The organism is Kitasatospora sp. NPDC032150, assembly GCF_055579945.1.
On record NZ_JBVIMH010000030.1, the window covers coordinates 1 to 20,726 of the forward strand.

Below are 20,726 nucleotides of genomic sequence, written 5' to 3' on the forward strand. Positions count from 1 at the left end.
CCCCCCCCCCCCCCCCCCCCCCCCCCCCCCCCCCCCCCCCCCCCCCCCCCCCCCCCCCCCCCCCCCCCCCCCCCCCCCCCCCCCCCCCCCCCCACGGCCGTTCTTCCGGTCGGTCTCAACCCGCCAGGGCCGAGTCGGGCACGTCGGTGCGCTCCAGGCCCTGGAAGTCCTCGGCGGGCAGGACGTGTTCGGCGTACAGCCGCTTGGCGATCAGCTGGGCGAGCTCGATCGCACCGTGCGTCTTGAAGTGGGTCTTGTCCTGGACGCCCTTGGGGTAGTTGGGCGACTCGCCCGGCGCCAGCGACAGGAAGTCGTTCAGGGCACCCTGCGGACCGTGGGCGTTCCACAGTGCGGTGCTGAGGGTGGTGAGGTCGACCAGCGGCACCTCGTCCTCGGTGGCCACCTGCCGCATGGCCGCCGGGTACTCCCCGTGCGAGGGCGTGATCCGGCCCGCCCGGTCGAAGTGGTAGCGCTCGGCCGGGGTGACCAGGACCGGGATGGCGCCCTTGGAGCGGGCGCCGTCGACGAACTTGCGCAGGTAGTCCTGGTAGCTGCCGAACGGGTCGGTGTGGACGATCGGTTCGGGCCGTTCGTCGTTGTGGCCGAAGCCGATCAGCAGGTAGTCGCCCTTCCTGATCTCGGCCAGCATCTTGGCCAGCCGCCCCTCGTCGACGAAGCTCTTGGAACTCGCCCCGACCTTGGCCCAGTTCTCCACACCGACCTTGTCGTGGATCAGGAAGACCGGCAGTGCCTCGCCCCAGCCCGTCCGGGGCGCGAACTTGGGCACGTAGGTGGCCGCGGTGGAGTCACCGGCGATGTAGATCCGGGGCAGGTCGCCGGAGCCGTTCGCGGGTGCCGAGGGCTGATCGCCCGCCGCGGGGTCGGTCGCCGCCGGATCGGTGCCCGCGCCACCGGCCGTGCCCTTCTTCCCGCCGCCGTCCGATCCGAACAGCAGGGTGCCGCCCCACACCAGTGCCACCACCGCGACCAGCGCGGCCACCACACCGATCACCTGCGCCCTACCGGGCCTCCAGCCAGCCACCGCACCACACTCTCCTCAACCGCCGTCGACTGCCGGAGCCTACCCGCCCGTTCCGAGCAGGATCGGACCGGCCCGCCGCGAGGTGCCCGAACTCATGGACGACCACCGGGTGGTCGGCTAGAGTGACGGTCTATTTGCCCACTATTTACCCGGCTGCGACCACGCGAGCGCGACGGGTACGCACCGCGCAGAAGGACGGTCATGCAGTACGGAGGGCCACGCCCACCCAAGGTGTTCCTGGCGGGTGACTCCAGCATGGCAACCCGTCAGGCCAGCTTCATCCCGATGACGGGATGGGGGCAGACCCTGCAGCTCTTCGTCCACCCCGAGGTCGAGGTCGTCAACTGCTCCCGCCCGGGGGCGAGTTCCAAGAGCTTCGCGGACCGCGGCCGGCTCCAGTGGATCCTCGACCACCTGATGCCCGGCGACTACCTGCTGGTCTCCTTCGGCCTGATCGACGAGAAGACCGACGCGGGCCGGCACACCAAGCCGTTCACCAGCTACCAGGACTACCTGCGCCTGTACATCGACGGCGCCCGCGAACGGCTGGCCCACCCCGTCCTGGTGACCAGCCACGAGCGCCGGGGCTTCGACAGCCACGGGAACCTGAACTGGGCGCTGGGCCACTACCCGGCGGCGATGCGCGAGCTGGCGGCGCAGACCTGCACTCCGCTGATCGACCTGTACGCGCAGAGCCTCGACTGGTGGTCCCAGCTCGGCCCGGAGGGCACCAAGGGCATCTTCCTCTTCCTCGCGCCCGGCGAGTCCCCCAACTACCCCGAGGGCATCGAGGACAACACCCACCTGCGGCCGGTCGGCGCCATCGAGTGCTCGCGCTTCGTCGCCAGGACGCTGGCCGAGCGGGGCATCGTCCCCGCGCACTGGATAATCAACCTGGAGCAGCCGCAGTTCCCGCCGGAGGCGATGGGCTGGCTCGACGACGAGACCCACGACGCCCTGGTGAAGGCCCGTACCGTTCAGACCGGGGCGGCGCGGTGAGCGCCCGGCAGGCTCCGGCACGGCTCTCGGGAGGGGCCGGCTGATGGAACACCTGATATCCCGCGTCCGGGCGGTGCACCAGCAGCACCACGAGCTGTCCGTGACGCTCGACCTGACCTCGGAGACCGACCCGGCCCAGCCGCTGCTGCCCGGCCAGCAGGTGGACTTCACGCTGACCCTCAACCCCGTCGGCCCGGGCTTCCGCTTCTACGGCTACCTGATGGAGGAGTCCTACGACAAGGTCGCCACCGTCAAGCGCGTCCGCGGGCTCGGTCATCTGGAGAAGCAGAGCCGCTACGCCACGTACACGACCGCCAACACCCCCCGGAGCGCGACCTTCTCCCTGGTCGTCAACCAGAACGTGGCGCCGGACGGCGTGCTGATGCCCACGGTCTCCGCCGGTGTGATCGCCCGGGAGGGGCAGAAGCTGAGCGGCTGCCGGGCGTTCGGCCAGGTCGCCTACCGACTGCGTCCGGTGGTCGCACCGCCGAAACTGCTGATCGTCACCCCCGGCAGCACCGGGGTCCTGCCGGTGCTGGCCGCCGAACTCGCGCCCGCCGCCCGGCTGATCGGGGTCTCCCCGCCCAGGCACGGCATGATCGGCGTCACGCCGGACGGCACCGTGACCTACTACCCCGAGCAGGGCTTCATCGGCTACGACCGGCTGTTCTACACGGTCGAGGACGCCGCGCACCGGATCGCACGGGGCGAGATCACCGTCTTCGTCGGCCATCCCTACGAGACTCCGGGCATGCTCGCCGCCCCCGCGGGGCAGGCGGCGTCCGGATACCCGGTGGGGTAGGAAGCAACCCATACGTGACCACCCCCTCTCGCAGAGCCGTCACGGGCGTCGTGGCGATCCTGCTGGCACTGATCTGCGCCTACGTCGGCGTCCGGTACTCCACCCAGCCCGATCGCACCGCACGGTGCCCGGCCGGCAGCTTCTGCCTCTACGGCGGCAAGGACGGCACCCTCCTGACGGCGTCCGCCCCGGCAGCCCGTGAGGACCTCACCGGCTCCGGCGGACCGGTCCGCACCGTGCGCAACAGCAGCCAGTACTGGGCCTGCCTGTACGAGAAGCCCTCCTTCGGGGGCCGGGTCGGCAAGGTCCCTCCGGGTGGGACGCAGGACCTGAAGGGCTCCGTCACGCCCTCGGTCGCCTCGATCAAGGCCGCGAAGTCCCAGGCCGGCTGTCTCAGCGACTACGAGCGCTGCCCCGAGCGTTCGTTCTGCCTGTTCCGGGAACCCAGCGGGCGCGGGCCGATGCAGTACTGGGCCGCCGCCGCGCCCGAGTACGGCTCGGACTGGCACGGTGGCGCGGGCTCGGTCTGGAACCGCTCCGTCTCGACCGCCTGCCTCTACCCCGCTCCCGGCTACCGCGGCCAGTGGACGGCACAGGACGGACAGCACTACGACTCCTTCGTGGTGCCGCCCGGGAGCAGCACCACCCTGGGTGCCCCGTACCAGACGGCCGTCGGCTCGCACCGGCTGGTCGACGACCCTTCCGAGTGCTGACGGAGGACCGGATGCGCACCAGCTCCCGACCACACGGGCTGCGCCGCCTCGCGCTGGCCGGTGCGACGGCGGCCGCGCTGATCTTCACCCCGCCCTCCGGGCGGGCGCACGCCGACGCCGCCGGCGTGCTGGGCCAGCCGTCCGCCGTCACGACCGTGGCGCCCGGGGTCACCCGCACCACCTACCCGGGCGGGAAGCACACCTGGGCCGCCGTCAACGTGCTCCGGATGGACCCGGACACCGCCCCACTGACCCTGCGCAGCAGCGTCGGCGCGGCGTCGGGCGCCGTCAAGAAGGTCAGCCAGGCGCTCGGGGACCCCACCCTCCTCCCGCGCCCGGCTGCCGGGGTCAACGGCAGCTTCTTCGACGACGACCTGCTGAACAAGTACCGGCTGCCCGAGGGCGATCCGGAGGGCGTCTCCGTCCAGCAGGGCGTGCTGCTCAGCGAGGCCAGCGGCGGGGGTGTGCTGCTGATGCAGCACGGCCGGCCGTACATCACCACCCTGAAGACCGACATCGCGGTCTCGGTCGGCGGCGCCAGCACCGAGGTGCACGGCATCAACCGGCACCCCGGCCGGATCCCCTGGGAGCGCCCGGTCTCCAGCAAGGGGAACCTGCTGGTCGGCTTCCAGGGCGACCTGGAGGCCAAGCCCGACACCCAGGTCTTCGCCAACGACGACGAGATCGTGCTGTTCACCCCGGAGTACGGCATCCCCACCCCCGGGCCGCTGGAGGGCTCGGAGGCCGACGGCGCCGACGACCCGGGCGTGGAGGTCGTGGTAGACCGCGGCGGGACGGTGCGTTCGCTGGGCCGAGGGCGTGGCGGCACCGACATCCCGCCCGGCGGCAAGGTGCTCCAGGGCATCGGCGCCGGCGCCGACTGGCTCACCGCCCATGCCAGGGTGGGCAGTTCGCTGACGGTGACGGAGAAGGTGACCGACCTCCGGTTCGGCGACGAGATCCCGCTCAGCCGCTCGCTCTACGCCGTCTCCGGACGCCTGATCATGCGCCAGGACGGCAAGAGCACCTACAGCGGCTCCGGCGGCGACCGGCACGCCAGGACGGTCGTCGGCGTGGACGGCGAGGGCAAGGTGCTGCTGGTCACCGTCGACGCCGACGACGACCGGCCCGGCATGGACTACAACCAGCTCGGTGACCTGCTCGCCGCGCTGGACGCGACCGACGCGCTGAACATCGACGGTGGCGGCTCCACCACCCTGGTGGTGGGCGGCGCCCTGGTCAACAGGCCCTCCGACGGCTTCGAGCGCCCGGTCTCCGACATGGTGCAGGTGACCTGGGGCGGGTACGGGGTGCAGCACCGGGCGCCCTCGGGCCAGGGCTAACGGCGGCGGTTGAGCTCCTCGACGGCCTTGAAGACGCGCTCGCTGTTGCGGGTGTCGCGGGGCCCGAAGAAGGCCTCCACCCGCTCCCGGTAGGGGCTCTGCATCACGAAGCCTCCCGCCATCGAGGCGATCACCTCGTCGACCGCGTGCTCGACCGTGCGGCAGGCCGGGCCGAAGCCCTCGGTGAGGATGTTCAGGTACCCGAGCCGGTAGTGCTTGCTGTAGAACTCGTCGAAGTCGAACGGGACGTAGATCAGCGGTGTCCCCATGTAGACCACGTCGAAGAACACCGACGAGTAGTCGGTGACCATCAGCGAGCACTCCTTGATGGCGTCCTGGACGTCCCGGGTCGCCGGGTCGGCCACCTCGACCGAGGGGTGGCCGGTGCTGAAGTGGTGCAGGTAGGGCCGGATCTCGTAGTGCGGGAAGAACTCCAGCGTCACACCGAAGTGCTCGAGTGCGGCGAGCAGCCGCGGGTGCTTGATGAACTCGGAGAAGAAGCGGTAGTACTCCGAGGAGGCGAAGGGGATCTTCGGCTGGGCCGCCCGGTTGTAGGAGGGCGCCACGATGTCCCGGCGCCAGGTGGGCATCAGCAGGATCCGCCGGTCCTTGCGGACCTGCTCCAGCGCGTCGAAGCGCGGCAGCCCGGTCTGCGCCATCCGCCCCGGCCCGTAGCCGAACTCCTCGGCGATGTACCGGTTCTCGGCGGCGGCGGAGGTGATGAACAGGTCCACGCTGGTGACGTGCCGCTGGGCGGACTGCGAGACGTCGTTGTAGATGACGCCGTGCTGCAGGAAGACCCGCTTGTAGCGCAGCAGGTCGCCGTAGGTGGTCAGGTAGGCGCGCTTGTGGGTGCCGCGCGGGGTGAGATAGGCCTCCAGGTCGTACGGGCTGATCAGATTGGTGGCGTGCAGCATGTACAGCCGGTGCCGCAAGGAGCCGTGGGCCAGCACGTTGCCGTACTTCTTGACCTTGCCCCAGTCCGGGCTGGTCCGCTCGATCACGTAGTAGGCGTTGCGGCGCTTCTTGTTCTTCCGCATCCAGCGGAAGAAGTGCAGGCCGTTGTCCTGGGCGGTGTCCTGGCGCTCGCCGATGATCCAGATGTTGCGGTGGTGCAGCAGCGGGTGCGTCAGCCAGTAGCCGAGCCTGGTGCGCCAGCCCGTGCGGCCGGGCAGGCTCCAGCGGACCTGGCGGGCGCCGCGGCGCAGCGCACCGGGGGCGCGGCCGAAGGCCGACCGGGCGAGGACGTTCAGGCGGACGGTGCCGTGCGCGTCCACGGTCAGTTCGTACCGGCGCCGGCTGATCCGGTGGACGCCCTTGTAGCGGTGCAGCGACATCCGCGCGGTGACCGGGATGTCCACCCGGTGCTCTCCGTCGCCGTCGTTGATCCGTACGAACAGCTCCTGCCGGCCCGGGCCCGCCTGGGCGAGGTGGCCGTCCTGCAGGCGGGCGTGGAAGCCCGCGTACAGGTCCTTCTCCTTGCGCACGTGCCAGCGGTCGCGCCGGTAGTCCTGCTCCAGCGGTGCGGCGACCTCTCCGCGGTCCGAACGCAGCACCAGTTCAAGGCGGTTGTGCAGGGGTTCGGCGAGGTCCACGCCGGTCATCGAGAGCAGGCCCTCGAGGTGCAGTACCCCGCCGGCGACTTCGGCCGCCTCCAGGATCGCGCTCTGCTTGTCCACCCGCAGCAGGCCGGACTCGCCCTGGGCGCCCGCCAACTGGCGGTAGAGCCCGTCGGCGTCCGCGTAGAGCTGCGGACGGTCCACCGGCTGCTCGGCCGGATCGCGGAAGACGTCCAGCAGGCCGGTCTTGGCGGCGTAGTGCAGCAGCCGGGACTGCGGCTGGACCGCGTACTGCCTGATCAACTCGTCGGGGATCGGCGCGTACTGGGCGCAGACCGCCGGGAAGATCTCGGCCAGCGCCGGGCGGCTCATGATCCGGTGCAGGCTGCGCAGGTACGGCTGGTAGTTGCGGACCACCATCCGGAAGACCGTCTCGCGGACCCTGGGCTCGTCCTGCTCGGTGAACGCCAGCAGTCCCAGGTGGAGTTGGAGCAGGTCGCGGGAGCGCTGCGGGTGGTTCCACGGCGAGTCCAGGAAGGAGCCGCGCTTCTCCTCCATCCGCTCCAGGTAGACGGTCCGGTCCACCAGGCTGATCTTGCGGGCCCGCAGCAGGGCGGGCAGCGCCAGCCATGCCTCGTCGAAGTGCAGGCCCTCGCCGAAGCGGAGCCCGTACTCGGCCAGTTTGAGGGTCTTGAAGAGCTTGCCGCCGATGCCGTCGGCGAAGAGCAGGAAGGGGGTGTCGGTCAGGTTCCTGATCGTGCGGTCGCCGTTGCCGAAGTAGCGCTGCCACGGCGGCGGGGTGGTGGACTGCACCGGGAACTGCGCGACGTCGCCCATGACCACGTCGGCGAAGTCCTCGCGGGCGGCCATCAGCAGGTTGTGCAGGGCGTTCCTGGCCAGCACGTCGTCGGCGTCCACGAACATCACCCAGGGCGCGTTGACCTTGCCGAGGGCGACGTTGCGGGCCGCGCCGGCGCCCTGGCGGGCCTGGGAGATCACGGTGACGTTCGACCGGTACGCGGCGAAGGACTGCAGGATCCCGGCCGTGCCGTCGGTGGAGCCGTCGTCCACCAGGATGACCTGGGCCCGTTCGATGCCGCGCTGCACGCCGATCGACCAGAGGCAGTCCAGCAGGGTGGCCTCGGCGTTGTGGCAGGGCACCACGATGGCCGCGGTGTACCGCTCCGGCTGCTCGGGCACCGCGGGGACGCCCGACTCACGGGTGAACCACTGCCAGTCCACGCTGGAGCGCTTGCGCGCCGCGACCAGCTCCAGGTGCTCGGCGGCGGTGCGCATGCACAGGTTGCCGCTGACCGTCTCGTACGCCTCGAACAGGGCCTTGCCGACCTCGAAGCGGTACTCGCCGATCTCGTGCCCGCGGATGCACAGCGCGGTGGTGTGGCGCTTGCCGTTCCACAGCACCTGCATCAGGAAGTTCCAGCGGCCGCCAGCCTTCAGCGCCCGGCCGACCTCCTCGATGTCGAGTGCGGCCCGGTAGCGGATCACCCGGGTGTCGACCGAGAAGAGCTCGACCGGGTACTCGTAGGCCACCCCCTTGCCCTTGCGGACGATGCCCTTGAGGGTGAGCTGGTCCTTGGCGCCGATCCGGCCGAACTGGTTGTGGATCTCGCCCGCGAGCTCGACCCGCTGGCCGTCCACCTGGAAGTGCACCACCTGGTTGAACAGCTTGGCGTCGGCGAACGCGGCGGTGTGCAGGCCGAGCAGGGTGGCGTCCAGGTGGTGCTCGGCGTCCGGCAGGTGCAGCCCGGCCGCCGTCCAGTACACCTTGCCGTCGCGCTCCACCACGTCGCTGGAGACCACCGAGCGGCGCTGGACGTAGTCGGCGGTGGCGACCGCCGCGTCGAGCAGCCCGTGCCGCAGGCAGTAGGCCCGGATCCGCTCGATCACCCCGCAGCGCTCGTACGCCTCGGGGCTGATGGTCTCCAGGTACTCGGCGGTGATCTGCTGGAAGGCGGCCCGGTACTCGTCGTCACCGGCGCGCAGCGCGCCCATGTAGAGCTTCAGGTCATGGGCGAGGAACTTGAGGTCCTTGCGGATCTTCAGGTCGTACGCGCCCCGGGCGATCAGGAACTCGTCGGCCTGCCGGTGCACCCAGACCCGGTCGGCGATGCTGCGGATCTCGCCGAGCCGCCGGGTGATCGAGGGCGTCTCGGAGCTGGTCTCGTACAGCCAGCGGTAGACGGGCCGCGGGATGATGACGATGCCCTGGGCGCAGGCGTACGCCACGGTGGAGAAGAGGGTGTCCTCGTAGAACACGCCCTCGGGGAAGCGGACGTTGCCGCGCAGCAGGTACTCGCGGCGGTAGAGCTTGGCCGCGGCGATCGGGTCGGTGAGCAGGTCCGGGTAGTCCCGGATGCCGGCGAAGCGCCGCTCCTCCGGGTCGGCGTGCAGGTCCGCCGCCCAGACCTTGGGCTCGCCGGTCTCCACGTTGACCCGCACCGCCCGGCCGACGGTGAGGTCGGCGCCGGTGCGCAGCGCGGACTCCAGCAGGTCCTCGCAGGCCTTGTTGGGCAGCTCGTCGTCGGCGTCCAGGAACATCACATAGGTGCCGGTGGCCGCCGCGACGCCGTCGTTGCGGGGCGCGCCGACCCCGCCGCTGTTGGCCTGGCGGGGTATCAGCCGGATCCGCGGGTCGGCCTGGGCGAAGCCCTGGACCAGTTCGACGGTGTTGTCCTGGGAGTGGTCGTCGACCACCAGGATCTCGATCGCGTCCAGGGTCTGCAGCTGCGCCGACTGGATCGCCCGGCCGACCGTACCGGCCGCGTTGTAGGCGGCGATCACCACCGAGACGGCCGGGGAGGGGGACGTCACGTACTCAGTACTGCTGTGCAAAGCGGCTCACCGGATGGTACGCAGGGACACGGTCGGGACGTCCTGTTCCGCCTGGAACGACCGGACGGGCTTCTTGCCCTGCTCCTGCTCGGTCCGGTCCGCCTTCCGCAGGCCGGCGGCGATCTCCAGGTCCCGGCGGCGCTTGCGCAGGGCCATGTCGGCCATGGTCCGCTCGAAGTCCTTGGTGGAGAGCCAGAACTTGTAGAGGATGGCGAACTCGAAGAGCGCCAGGCCGACCGAGACCGCCACGGTGACCTGGCCGATCCGGCCGACCAGCGGGGCGACGATGAAGACGCCCATCTGGAATTCGATGCCGCTGATCAGGTGGGTGCGGATGCGGTGCCGCTTGAGGAAGTTGCGGGCCCTCATGTACCAGGGGAAGTTCTTCCGGAAGCCCTGGTGCAGGTCGACGATCTCGGCGTCCTGGGTCTCCAGCAGCACCTGGGCCTGGACGATCTCGGGCTGGGCGGTGTCGAGTTCGGGGTTGTCGCGGAGCAGGTCCTCCATGAAGAGCAGCGACTTGCCGCTGACCCCGGCGGTGCTGCCGCCGCTGACCGTCTCCAGCTTCTTCCGCATGCCCTGGCGCATCTTGTAGATCTGCAGCGCGTTCACGTAGCGGATCATGTCGAGGAAGATGACCAGGATGGCCAGCCAGAAGTACATCTCGGTCGGGTTGGCGCGGAACTGGCCGACCATCAGGCAGAGCGCGCAGACGACGACCCGGATCCGGTCGAAGACGTAGTCCAGCCAGGCACCGAAGATGCTGCCGTTGCCGGTCAGCCGGGCCAGCTTCCCGTCCATGCAGTCGAGGATGAAGCTCAGGTGGTAGAGGCCGGCGCCGAGCAGCAGCGAGGTGCGGTCGCCGAGGGCGTACAGCCAGGCCGAGCCGAGGCCGAGGAAGAGTGCGGCCCAGGTGATCTGGTTGGGGGTGATCCGGGTGTGGCGGGCGACCCAGCGGACCAGCGGGGTGGCCACCGGGTCCACCAGGACCACGGTCCACCAGGCGTCGCGCTTCTTCAGCGTGCGGTCCTTGACCTCGTCGAGGGTCATGGTTCTGCGGTGCGAGCCCCGCCCCGCCACCCGCGCCTCCGAGGAGTCGTCGTTCATGTCACCGGCCAACGCCACCGCTTGCCACGGTCCCTTCCTAGAACTTCGTGCTGGCCCCGTGGGATCGCGGTGTGGGTCGCTGGGTCTGGCGCCATGAGTTCAGCATGATCTCATGAACAGATTACCGGGCGGCGATGTCCGCTTGAATACGGCATTGCCAAGGAATGGTCACGCACCATCAGCTGCCCGATACGGGCGATTCGTCACTTCTTCAGCCTGTAGATGACGGTGTCGGCGTTCACCGCCACGACCTCGTACTTGCTGTCCAGCAGACTTTCGATCCGCGGTACCAGCACCGGCTGGTAGGGCGCGTGGCCGGAGTCGTCCACCACCACCTCGGGCAGTCCCGCGGAGAGTTCCTGATCGAAGGTCTGCCAGGCGTCGGCGACGCTGTACTGCTCACCGACGTTCTGGGCGGTGTCCTTGCCGCCGCTGTAGTTGGTCAGGAAACCCGCCGTCAGGTAGCGGGTGACCGGCTTGCGGTCGGACAGCCAGTACAGCTCCGGGTGCATGCCCCAGACCAGGACCTTGTCCTTGGGCGTGGTCTGCTCGGCGATGGTGGTGGCGACCTCGGTGGTGTGGTTCATCTTCTGGCCCGGCCAGAACAGAGCCAGGCCCCAGAACACCGTCGCGGCGACCGTGGTGTACACCAGCACCGGCCGCCAGCGGATCCGCGAGGTGCACACCGCGCCCACCCCGAGCAGCACCAGCGGCGGCATCAGCTGCAGGTAGTAGTGGCCGAAGAAGTGGAAGCCGGTGCAGACCGCGATGACCGAGGAGAGCAGCCAGACCCACAGGTCGCCGGTCGAGCCGTGCTCCTGGCCGACCGGCGCCTGGACCGGGCGGCCGCGGTACCTCAGCCAGAGCCGGCGGCCCACCGGGGCCAGGAAGCCCAGCGCGGCGGCCAGCAGGATGCCCGCGTTGCCGAGGGCGCGGCCGAGCATCTGCAGCCAGGCGCCGTCCAGCGAGGCGTAGTCGCCGCTGCCGGTGACCACCCAGAACAGGAAGCCCTTGGGCTTGGTGAGGATCACCGCGACCAGCGCTATCGGCAGCGCGAAGCCGAAGCAGACCTTGGCCAGTGCGGACTTCCAGGCCACCCCGCGGTGCCGGGCGTCCTGCCAGAGCATCCAGAGCACCGGCATCAGCACCGCCCCGCCGGTCTGCTTGGTGAGCGAGCAGAGCGCCACCGCGATGCCGGCCGCCAGCCAGCGCCGCCGCTCGGCGTACCGGAAGGCGGCCACCATGGCCGGGAGCATGAAGACCTCGAAGGTCGCCGCCTGGGTGTCCTCCGGGGAGAGCCCGATGGAGATCAGCAGGTAGAGCGCCCCCGCGAAGGCACCGGCGCGGTTGCCCCAGCGGCCGCGCGAGAGCGAGGCCAGCAGGATCGCGGTGGCCAGGTGCGCCACGATCGCCAGGACCCGCAGCGGCCAGAGCGAGAGCGAGCCGAAGACCGCGAAGCACGCCTCGTACAGCCAGGGCAGCAGCGGGGGCTTGCGGTCGACCACGGTGTCGTAGAGCACACCGCCTCCCGCCAGCATCCTGGCCTGGGTGGCCAGGTAGCCCTCGTCCGGGCTCCAGACCGGGCGGATGAAGGACGGGACGTGGGTGACCACCGCCAGTAGGGCCAGCACCGGGACGACTCTGGTCCAGTACCCCGTGCGGACGTGCCCGAGCAGCCGCCGGTGCGGGCGGTCGGTCAGACGGGCGGGCGGTGCCACACGGGTGGGGGAGTCAAGCACAGGTGACAAACTACCCGGCGGGACCGACTCGGGTGGCGCTGGTCCCGCCATTCAGTCAGCTCATGTGACAGTCGTCCGATATGCCCGTACGTGGTGGGGCGCCTGCGGACCGGTCGGAAGTGTCCTTCGTCACGCCGCCGTACGGGGCTGTCGGGCCCCGTACGGCGGGCGTCCGTTCCGGCGTGGGGTCAGGCCTCGACGGTGACCCGGTCCAGCCGGGCCACCGCCTCGGTGACCTTGCGCGCGATGTCCGGCGCGGTCAGGCCGATCTCGGCCAGGATCTCCTCGCGCTTGGCGTGGTCGAGGAACTCCTGCGGGATGCCGAAGTCGCGCAGCGGCAGGTCCACGTCCGCGTCGCGCAGCGCCTGGGCGATCGCGGCGCCGACGCCGCCGGTGCGGCCGTTGTCCTCGACCGTGACGACCATCCGGTGCTCGGCGGCCAGGCCCGGCAGGGCGGCGTCCACCGGCTTGACCCAGCGCGGGTCCACCACGGTGGAGGTGATGCCCTGGGCGGCCAGCAGCTCGGCGGCCTCCAGGCAGACGGTGGCCATCGCGCCGACCGAGACGATCAGCACGTCGGCGCGCTTGTCGCCGTCGGACCCGGCCGAGGAGTCGGACGACAGGGGCTCGCGCAGCACGTCCATGCCGCCGATCCGGCCCAGGGACGGGACGGCGGGCCCGACCGTGCCCTTGGAGTAGCGGACCACGGTGGGCGCGTCCCCGACCTCGACGGCCTCGCGCAACTGGGCCCTGACCTGGTCGGCGTCGCGCGGCGCGGCGAGCCGCAGGCCGGGGACGACCTGCAGGATCGACATGTCCCACATGCCGTTGTGCGAGGCGCCGTCGGTGCCGGTGACACCCGCGCGGTCGAGCACGAAGGTGACGCCGAGCTTGTGCAGGGCGACGTCCATCAGGACCTGGTCGAAGGCCCGGTTCAGGAAGGTCGCGTACACCGCGACCACCGGGTGCAGGCCGTTGGTGGCCAGACCCGCGGCGGAGACCGCGGCGTGCTGCTCGGCGATGCCGACGTCGAAGATCCGGTCCGGGAACGCCTCGGCGAACGGGGCCAGACCCACCGGGTGCAGCATCGCGGCGGTGATCGCCACGATGTCCTTGCGCTCCCGGCCGAGGGCGACCATCTCCTCGCCGAAGACCGAGGTCCAGTCCTTGCCCGCGCTCTTGATCGGCAGACCGGTCTCCGGGTGGATCACGCCGACCGCGTGGAAGCGGTCCTCGTCGTTCTGCTCGGCGGCGTGGTAGCCGCGGCCCTTCTCGGTGATGCAGTGCACGATCACCGGGCCGCCGAAGCCGCGCGCCTTGGTGAGGGCCGACTCCAGCGCCTGCAGGTCGTGGCCGTCGATCGGGCCGATGTACTTCAGGCCGAGGTCCTCGAACATGCCCTGCGGGGCGATGAAGTCCTTGAGGCCCTTCTTGGCGCCGTGCAGGGTGTCGAACAGCGACTGGCCGACCACGGGGGTGCGCTGCAGCGCCTCCTTGCCCCAGGTCAGGAAGCGCTCGTAGTTCTGGGTGGTGCGCAGCGTGGCAAGGTGGTTGGCCAGGCCGCCGATGGTCGGCGAGTAGGAGCGCTCGTTGTCGTTGACGACGATGACGACCGGCAGGTCCTTGCAGTCCGCGATGTTGTTGAGCGCCTCCCAGGCCATGCCGCCGGTGAGCGCGCCGTCGCCGATCACCGCGACCACCGGGCGGTCCCGGTGGCCCTGGATCTTGTTGGCCTTGGCCAGGCCGTCGGCGTAACCGAGGACGGTGGACGCGTGCGAGTTCTCGATCACGTCGTGCTCGGACTCGGCGCGGGACGGGTAGCCGGAGAGGCCGCCCTTCATCTTCAGGCGGGAGAAGTCCTGGCGGCCGGTGAGCAGCTTGTGGACGTAGCTCTGGTGGCCAGTATCGAAGAGGATCCGGTCGCGCGGGGAGTCGAAGACCCGGTGCAGCGCGATGGTGAGCTCCACCACACCCAGGTTCGGCCCGAGGTGGCCACCCGTCTTGGAGACCTCTTCGACCAGGAAGCCGCGGATCTCCTGGGCCAGCGCGCCCAGCTGCGGCATGGTGAGCCGGTCGAGATCGCGCGGTCCCCGAATGCGGGTCAGCAGGGCCACCCGTTCCTCCTCGTTCAAAGGGTCTCAGGCCTTCGGGCCCGGCGGGCCTCGCTGCCCGTTGTACCGGCGCGCTCGGCGGGTACCGTCACGTCCGGCTGGTCGAGTCTAATGTCCACAACTCGGACTTCCGCGACGGGCCGTGCACCTTCCGCACATCCGAGCCCAAGCCGCTGATTTTACCGCTCGACCCGGGGCCGCCCTGCGGCGCCCCGGGAACGCGGGAAGGGTCACGGCGAGGGGCCGCCCGTCCGCGCCCGACCGCGCGGGGCGTGTTCGAGGGACCTGCCCGCGCTTCTCGGCGGCTACCGCGGGAAGGCCCGGCGGGCCCGCCAGGTGGTGTGCTCGCGGGAGACGGCCTCCTCGGCGTCCGCGGCCAGTTTGGCCCAAGTGGACTCGGAGTCCTCCGCGTTGAGGTCCACGGCGGACAGCTGCCCGGAGACGATCTCCAGCTCCCGGGCCGCCAGCAGGTACGCGGCGGCGAGCGGCCGCAGCTGCTTGAGCTGGGTCCAGGCGATCACCGCGGCGGCGGCCGCCGCGCAGGCGCCGAAGGCCTGGACCGAGAGCGCGCCGGCCACCTGGGCCACCGCAGCGGCACCACCGACGATCATCAGGGCGACCGTGGCCAGCCCCCAGGACACCGCCTGCGACTCGCAGGCCTCGGCCCGCGAGCGGTACCAGACGCGCTGTCCGTCCACCCGGGCCCGCAGGTACCTGGTCCGCCGGAGCGCCAGCTCACCGGCCCGCAACTGCCGCATCCCGTCGGTGATCTCCGCCTGCGTCCCGGGCGGCACGATCTCCGGGTCGTCGAACGCCCGCAGTACGTCGGTCAGCTGGAGCAGGTAGCGGCTCTCCGCCTCCAACGAGTCGGCGGGGCCCTCGAAGGGCTGCGCCCGGACCGCGTACTTCCAGGCCAGGGTCTTCACCGACTCGGCGGCGGCCCGGGCCTCGTACCAGCGGCCCTGCGGGTTGGCGCCGCGCAGGCGGTACCAGAAGTAGCCTGCGCCCATGAAGGCGGCGGCGGAGACCAGCGGGGTGAGGTCGGTGCCGTGGCGCGATCCCGGCAGCACGCTGACCACCGCGGCCGCCACCAGCAGCAGGATCTGCCAGCGGTACCAGCGCAGGGTGCGCGCCTGGCCTTCGAGGGAGGCCCGGTCTGCCGTCCAGAACGGCTCGGGAAGAAGCTCGGCCTCGCCGCTGCCCGGTGGATCCTGCTGCACCATCTGCCGCTCCCCCCTCACACCCCGTCAGCAGGCAGTATGCCCAGCCTCAACTCCCGTACACAGCACGCTTTTCGGACAGTGGAGCGAATGAGAACGGTACGGGCCGCGGGTCTTGGCGACCCGCGGCCCGTCGGGGAGCCCGCACGCTCCCCGGTGTCAGCCTCGACCTGCGGACTTCTGCGTCCGCCGGGAGACCGAGTCCAGGACGACGGCGCCGAGCAGCACCGCACCCGTGATCATGTACTGGATGGACTGGTTGACGTGCACCAGGTCCAGGCCGGTGATGATCGACTGGATCACCAGGATGCCGAGCAGGGCCGACCAGGTCTTGCCGCGTCCACCGAAGAGGCTGGTGCCGCCGATGACGACCGCCGCGATGGAGTTCATCAGGACGTTGCCGCTACCCAGCAGCTTGTCGCCGGAGCCCTGCTGGGAGGCGATGAACAGGCCGCCGAGGGCCGCCATGCCGGCCGAGATCATGTAGACCGAGATCCGCACCCAGGCCACGTTGATGCCCGCGCGGCGGGCCGCCTCGACCCCGCCGCCGACCGCGAAGACCTGCCGGCCGTAGGTGGTGCGGCGGAGCACGAAGTCACCGATGACGACCACCGCGAGGAAGATCACCAGCGGCAGCGGCAGGCCCTGGTTCTGGTTCAGCACGTACGCCGTGACCAGGGAGACCACCGCGACCACGCCGGTGCGCAGCCAGATCTCGCTCATCGGGCGGGCGGGCAGACCGGCCGCCGAGCGGCGGCGGTGGTCCAGCAGCTGGCCGGCGGCGAACAGCAAGGTGCCGAGGACGGCGAGCGCCCAGGCGTAGAAGACGTCGCCGTCGCCCAGGAAGTAGGTGTCCAGGTTGGCGATCACGCCGTCGTTGATCAGGTTGACGGTGCCCTTGTCGCCGAGCACGTACATCTGCAGACCGCTCCAGGTCAGCAGACCGGCCAGGGTGACCACGAAGGAGGGCACGCCGATCTTGGCGAAGAAGAAGCCGTGCAGGGCGCCCATGCCGACGGCGGCGCCGATCGCGATCAGGACCGCCAGCCACTCGTTGACCCCGGAGCGGACCGAGAGCGCCGAGGCGATGGCGGCCGAGACGCCGGCGACCGAGCCGAGCGAGAGGTCGATCTCACCGAGCAGCAGGACGAAGACGATGCCCACCGCGATCAGGCCGGGACCGGCGATCCACTTGAGGATGTTGGTGAGGTTGTCCGGGTTCAGGAAGTTGCCGGTGAGGCTCTGGAAGATCGCCGCGATCAGGATCAGGCCGAGCACGACCGGGACGGATCCCAGGTCGCCGCTCTTCATCCGGCGCTTGAACTCCTCGACGTAGCCTGCGAATCCGGCCTCCCGGACCAGCAGGCGCGGATCGACCGCGGGGGTCGCGGCGAGCGCGGCCTCGGTGGCGGGCGCGGCGTCAGTGGCCTCAGTGGCCTCAGTGGCCTCAGTGGCCTCGGTGGCGGTGGTGGTCGGGTCGGTGGTCACTTGGCTTCCTCCGCGAGACGTGCCTGGCGCCGGGTCACCGCGTTCTCGGTGGCACCGGTGATGGCGGAGATGATCTCCTCGTGCGAGGTGCCGGCCACCTCGAACACGCCGTTGTTGCGGCCGAGTCGGAGCACCGCGACGGTGTCCGCGACGGCCTTGACGTCGGCCATGTTGTGGCTGATCAGGATCACGCCGAGGCCGCGCTCGCGCAGCCGCTCGACCAGGTCGAGCACCTGGGCGGTCTGCTCCACGCCGAGGGCGGCGGTGGGCTCGTCCAGGATGACGATCTTCGGGTCGCCGACCAGGGCGCGGGCGATGGCCACCACCTGGCGCTGGCCGCCGGAGAGCGCGGCGATCGGGATCCGGACGCTGGGGATGCGGATCGACAGGGTGTCGAGCAGCTCCTTGGCCCGCTTCTCCATCGCGACCTCGTCGAGCGTGCCGAAGCGGCGCAGCTCGCGGCCGAGGAAGAGATTGCCGACCACGTCGAGGTTGTCGCAGAGCGCCAGGTCCTGGTAGACGGTGGCGACGCCGAGGTGCTGGGCGTCCTGCGGCCGGTTGATGGAGACCTGCTTGCCCTCCCACTCGATCGCGCCCTCGTCGATCGGGTGGACGCCCGCGATGGTCTTCACCAGCGTGGACTTGCCTGCGCCGTTGTCGCCGACCAGGGCGACCACCTCACCGGCGTGCACCTCGAGGTGGACGTCGGTGAGCGCCTGGACCGCGCCGAAGCGCTTGGAGACCCCGCGCAACGCCAGTACGGGTGCGCCTGTCACGTGAACCAACTCCTTCGTTCCGTGCCGCTGGCTCTTTCGGTGGCGGGGGCACGGCCTGCCGCGCGCCGACCCGGGCGCGAAGAGGGGTAGTGCGGGTAATGATCGGGGGGCGGCGGGAGCTCCGCACGCCGTGCTGGGGCGGGGAGGCGCCCCCGGGCGAGGCCGGGGGCGGCTCCCGAGCCGCTGGTACCGCTACTGCGGAAGGGTTACTGCAGACCCGCGGCCTTGCAGGCCTCGGCGTAGTCGGCGGTGCAGATGTCGGCGGCCTTGTAGAGGCCGTCGGCGATCACGGTGTCCTTGATGTTGGACTTGGTGACGACCTTGGCGTCCAGCAGCTTGGCCGGGATGCCCTTGTCGGTGTCGCTGTCCACGGTGGCGGTGGCGACCGACTTGACGTCCTTGCCCTGCAGCAGGTCGACGGCCAGCTCGGCGGCGTTGTCGGCGAGCGGCTTGTACGCCTTGTAGATGGTGTAGGCCTGGTCGCCGGCGACGATGCGCTGGATGGCGTCCAGACCGGCGTCCTGACCGCCCACCGGGACGGTGATGCCGGACGCCTTCAGCTGGGTGATGATGGCGGCGGCCATGCCGTCGTTGGCCGAGTAGACGGCCTGGAAGCCGTCCTTGCCCAGCTGGGTGATGGCGGCGCCGATCTTCTGGCCGGCCACGGTGGGCTTCCACTCACCGGACTGCTCGTAGACGACCTTCTTGACCTTGCTGTCCAGCACCTTGTGCGCACCGGCCTTGAACTGACCGGCGTTCGGGTCGGCGTCGTCACCGTTGATCATGACCACGTTGGAGTCGGCGGCCTTGTCGCCGAGCGCGTCGACCAGGGCCTGGCCCTGCAGCTCGCCGACCTTCTCGTTGTCGAAGGAGACGTACGCGGAGACCGGGCCGCTGGCCAGCCGGTCGTAGGCGACGACCTTGACGCCCTTGTCGGCGGCCTCCTTCACCCACTGCTGGGTGGACTTGGCGTCGAAGGCGTCCAGGATGATGACCTTCACACCCTGCGCGATCAGCGTGTCGAACTGCTGCTTCTGCTTGGCCGCGGAGCCCTCGGCGTTGCTGTACTTGACGTTGCAGTCACTGCACAGGGCCTTGACCTTCGCCTCGATGAACGGCTTGTCGAAGGACTCGTACCGAGTGGAGGAAGCGTTCTCGGGGAGCAGCAGACCGATCGACTTGGTGTCACCGGAGGAGGCGCTGTCCTTCTTGTCGCCACCGGCCTTGCCACAGGCGGACATGGTGAGAGCCATCGAGACAGCGGCGGTGCCGATTACCGCGCGACGCATCATTGCGTTCATGGGGGGTGCCTCCCTGACAGAGCCGCAACGTTGCGGCGAGGTGTGAGGAGTCAACCCGCCCCGCTTGCTTGTCGTCAATAAGTAAAACCGGAAGACCAGCGATCCGAATCTTTTCGTTATCTTCCTGAAGGCGAAGCCGAGACCAATCGTTTGCGATCGGCCTCGGCCCCCACCCGCGGAGCGCTCAGGCGTGCGCTGCCGCCGAGGCCGCCGGCTGCCGGATAGCGCCCGATTCGCCCATCTCGCTCATCACCAGCGCGAGCGCCCCGAGCACCTCCGCCCGGCCACCCAACGTGCCCGGAACCACCGAGAGTTGGCGCGCGGCGCTCGGGATCGCGTACCGGGCCACCGAGTCCCGGATCGGGGAAAGCACCAGCTCACCGGCCTCGGCCAGATCGCCGCCGAGAATGATCCGGCGGGGGTTGAGCAGGTTGCACAGCGTAGCCACTCCACTGCCGATCTGCCGTCCGGCGTCGGCGATCACCCGGCGACAGCCCAGGTCGCCCTGCTGGGCCAGTTGGACCACCTTGGTCAGCGTGAGTTCACCCGGATGATTGGCGTTCAAAAGATTGAGCAGATAGCGGGAGCCGACGAAGGTCTCCAGGCAGCCCCGGTTGCCGCAGCGGCAGACCGGGCCCGCCTCGTCCAGGGTGATGTGCCCGATCTCGCCCGCCGTGCCGCCCGGGCCGCGGTAGATCTGTCCGTTGATCACCAGACCGGCGCCGACACCGCTGGCCACCTTGATGTACGCCAGGTCGCGCAGTCCGCGGCCAGCGCCCCAGACCAGCTCGCCCAGTGCGCCGAGGTTGGCGTCGTTGTCCACGTGCACCGGCATCCCGAGCCGCTGGGAGAGCTCCCTGCCGGGGGCGATGCCCGTCCAGCCGGGCAGGATCGCGGTGGAGCCGAGCGCCCCGGTCTCCACGTCGATCGGGCCCGGCACGCCCAGGCCCACCCCGATCACCTTGTCCGAGCGGAAGCCGGCCTGGGCCAGCAGCCGCTCCACCATCGCCTCGGCCCGGTCGAACCCCTGCTGGGCGGAGACGTCCACGTCGATCGGCTCGCTCTCCTCGGCGAGCACCCGGTGCGCCAGGTTGCCCACGGCCACCCGCAGGTGGGTGTGGCCGAAGTCGACGCCCACCACGATCCCGGCGTCACCGCTGAGCGAGACGCTGCGGGCCCGGCGGCCGCCCGAGGAGGTGTCGGCGACCACCACGGTGCCGCTCTCCTTGAGCTCCCGGACGATGTTGGACACCGTGGCCGCCGACAGTCCCGTGCTCCGCGCGATCTCGGCCTGGGTGAGCGAGCCGGCCATCCGGACCGCCCGCAGGACCCGTTCGAGGTTCGCCCGGTGCAGCGAGGACTGCGATCCCGGTGTGTCCATCGACATGATTCACCCTTCCAGGGCCCGGGGACCCGACCGTCCCCTTGCCCCTGCCGCGCCGTTGCGGCGGAGCTCCGTTGCGGCCCCGGGCGGTCGCCACCCGTAGGTGTCGATGCCGCCGCCGGGGCCTCACTTTCAACTTCTGAACTCTATGCTCGGCCCTCAGCCCGATACCGCGTCAAGGCCGAATACAGATCGTTAGGAAACCTCCGCCCGCCCGCCCGCCCCCGGCCTGCGGATATCCGGGGGGAAGGCGGGCACCGGCGTGGGAGGATGCCAGGCATCCATGCCT

General features: G+C 70.5%; 14 protein-coding genes. 4 read left to right on the plus strand and 10 right to left on the minus strand.

All coding sequences use genetic code 11. The features are described from left to right. Positions 1-115: 115 nt before the first annotated feature. Positions 116-1,042 (minus strand): rhamnogalacturonan acetylesterase, encoded by a 927-nt coding sequence (locus tag ACZ5ON_RS27770; protein WP_465598322.1) that lies wholly within the window; start codon positions 1,040-1,042, stop codon positions 116-118. A 255-nt stretch (positions 1,043-1,297) separates the two neighbouring features. Here ACZ5ON_RS27770 and ACZ5ON_RS27775 point away from each other — a divergent pair, with 255 nt between their 5' ends. Genes ACZ5ON_RS27775 through ACZ5ON_RS27790 form a run of 4 tightly spaced genes read left to right on the plus strand, consistent with a single transcriptional unit; the run spans position 1,298 to position 4,899 of the window. Beyond that, positions 1,298-2,041 carry a rhamnogalacturonan acetylesterase gene (locus tag ACZ5ON_RS27775; protein ID WP_465598325.1) on the plus strand — a complete coding sequence of 248 codons (744 nt, stop codon included), beginning with the start codon at positions 1,298-1,300 and terminating at the stop codon, positions 2,039-2,041. 43 nt (positions 2,042-2,084) lie between these two features. Next, positions 2,085-2,843 carry an Ig-like domain-containing protein gene (locus ACZ5ON_RS27780; protein WP_465598327.1) on the plus strand — a complete coding sequence of 253 codons (759 nt, stop codon included), beginning with the start codon at positions 2,085-2,087 and terminating at the stop codon, positions 2,841-2,843. 14 nt (positions 2,844-2,857) lie between these two features. Then, positions 2,858-3,556, plus strand: coding sequence for a peptidase inhibitor family I36 protein (locus ACZ5ON_RS27785; protein ID WP_465598330.1), 699 nt, complete (start codon positions 2,858-2,860; stop codon positions 3,554-3,556). Between the two features lie 11 nt (positions 3,557-3,567). Continuing rightward, complete coding sequence (locus tag ACZ5ON_RS27790) at positions 3,568-4,899, plus strand: phosphodiester glycosidase family protein (protein ID WP_465598333.1); 1,332 nt, start codon at positions 3,568-3,570, stop codon at positions 4,897-4,899. Here ACZ5ON_RS27790 and ACZ5ON_RS27795 read toward each other — a convergent pair. From ACZ5ON_RS27795 to ACZ5ON_RS27835, 9 genes are all read right to left on the minus strand, one after another. After that, complete coding sequence (locus ACZ5ON_RS27795; protein WP_465598336.1) at positions 4,896-9,311, minus strand: bifunctional glycosyltransferase/CDP-glycerol:glycerophosphate glycerophosphotransferase; 4,416 nt, start codon at positions 9,309-9,311, stop codon at positions 4,896-4,898. The genes ACZ5ON_RS27790 and ACZ5ON_RS27795 overlap by 4 nt on opposite strands. 6 nt (positions 9,312-9,317) lie before the next feature. Then, on the minus strand, positions 9,318-10,361 hold the full coding sequence (locus tag ACZ5ON_RS27800) for a CDP-alcohol phosphatidyltransferase family protein (RefSeq protein WP_465598522.1): 1,044 nt from the start codon (positions 10,359-10,361) through the stop codon (positions 9,318-9,320). Between the two features lie 260 nt (positions 10,362-10,621). Continuing rightward, the gene (locus ACZ5ON_RS27805) at positions 10,622-12,208 is read right to left on the minus strand and encodes an ArnT family glycosyltransferase (RefSeq protein WP_465598339.1); all 1,587 of its coding nucleotides are present in this window, start codon (positions 12,206-12,208) and stop codon (positions 10,622-10,624) included. A 137-nt stretch (positions 12,209-12,345) separates the two neighbouring features. Further along, positions 12,346-14,271 carry a 1-deoxy-D-xylulose-5-phosphate synthase gene (dxs, locus tag ACZ5ON_RS27810; protein ID WP_465598342.1) on the minus strand — a complete coding sequence of 642 codons (1,926 nt, stop codon included), beginning with the start codon at positions 14,269-14,271 and terminating at the stop codon, positions 12,346-12,348. Positions 14,272-14,573: 302 nt separating this feature from the next. Then, entirely contained in the window at positions 14,574-15,491 is a 918-nt protein-coding gene (locus ACZ5ON_RS27815) for a DUF4231 domain-containing protein (RefSeq protein ID WP_465598344.1), read from the minus strand. A gap of 156 nt (positions 15,492-15,647) precedes the next feature. Beyond that, entirely contained in the window at positions 15,648-16,976 is a 1,329-nt protein-coding gene (locus ACZ5ON_RS27820) for a sugar ABC transporter permease (protein WP_465598347.1), read from the minus strand. Then, positions 16,973-17,761 (minus strand): ATP-binding cassette domain-containing protein, encoded by a 789-nt coding sequence (locus ACZ5ON_RS27825; protein ID WP_344635173.1) that lies wholly within the window; start codon positions 17,759-17,761, stop codon positions 16,973-16,975. The genes ACZ5ON_RS27820 and ACZ5ON_RS27825 overlap by 4 nt, the downstream gene beginning before the upstream one ends. Before the next feature lie 197 nt (positions 17,762-17,958). After that, on the minus strand, positions 17,959-19,053 hold the full coding sequence (locus ACZ5ON_RS27830) for a sugar ABC transporter substrate-binding protein (RefSeq protein ID WP_465598350.1): 1,095 nt from the start codon (positions 19,051-19,053) through the stop codon (positions 17,959-17,961). A 184-nt stretch (positions 19,054-19,237) separates the two neighbouring features. Further along, on the minus strand, positions 19,238-20,434 hold the full coding sequence (locus ACZ5ON_RS27835; RefSeq protein ID WP_465598353.1) for an ROK family transcriptional regulator: 1,197 nt from the start codon (positions 20,432-20,434) through the stop codon (positions 19,238-19,240). Positions 20,435-20,726 lie beyond the last annotated feature (292 nt).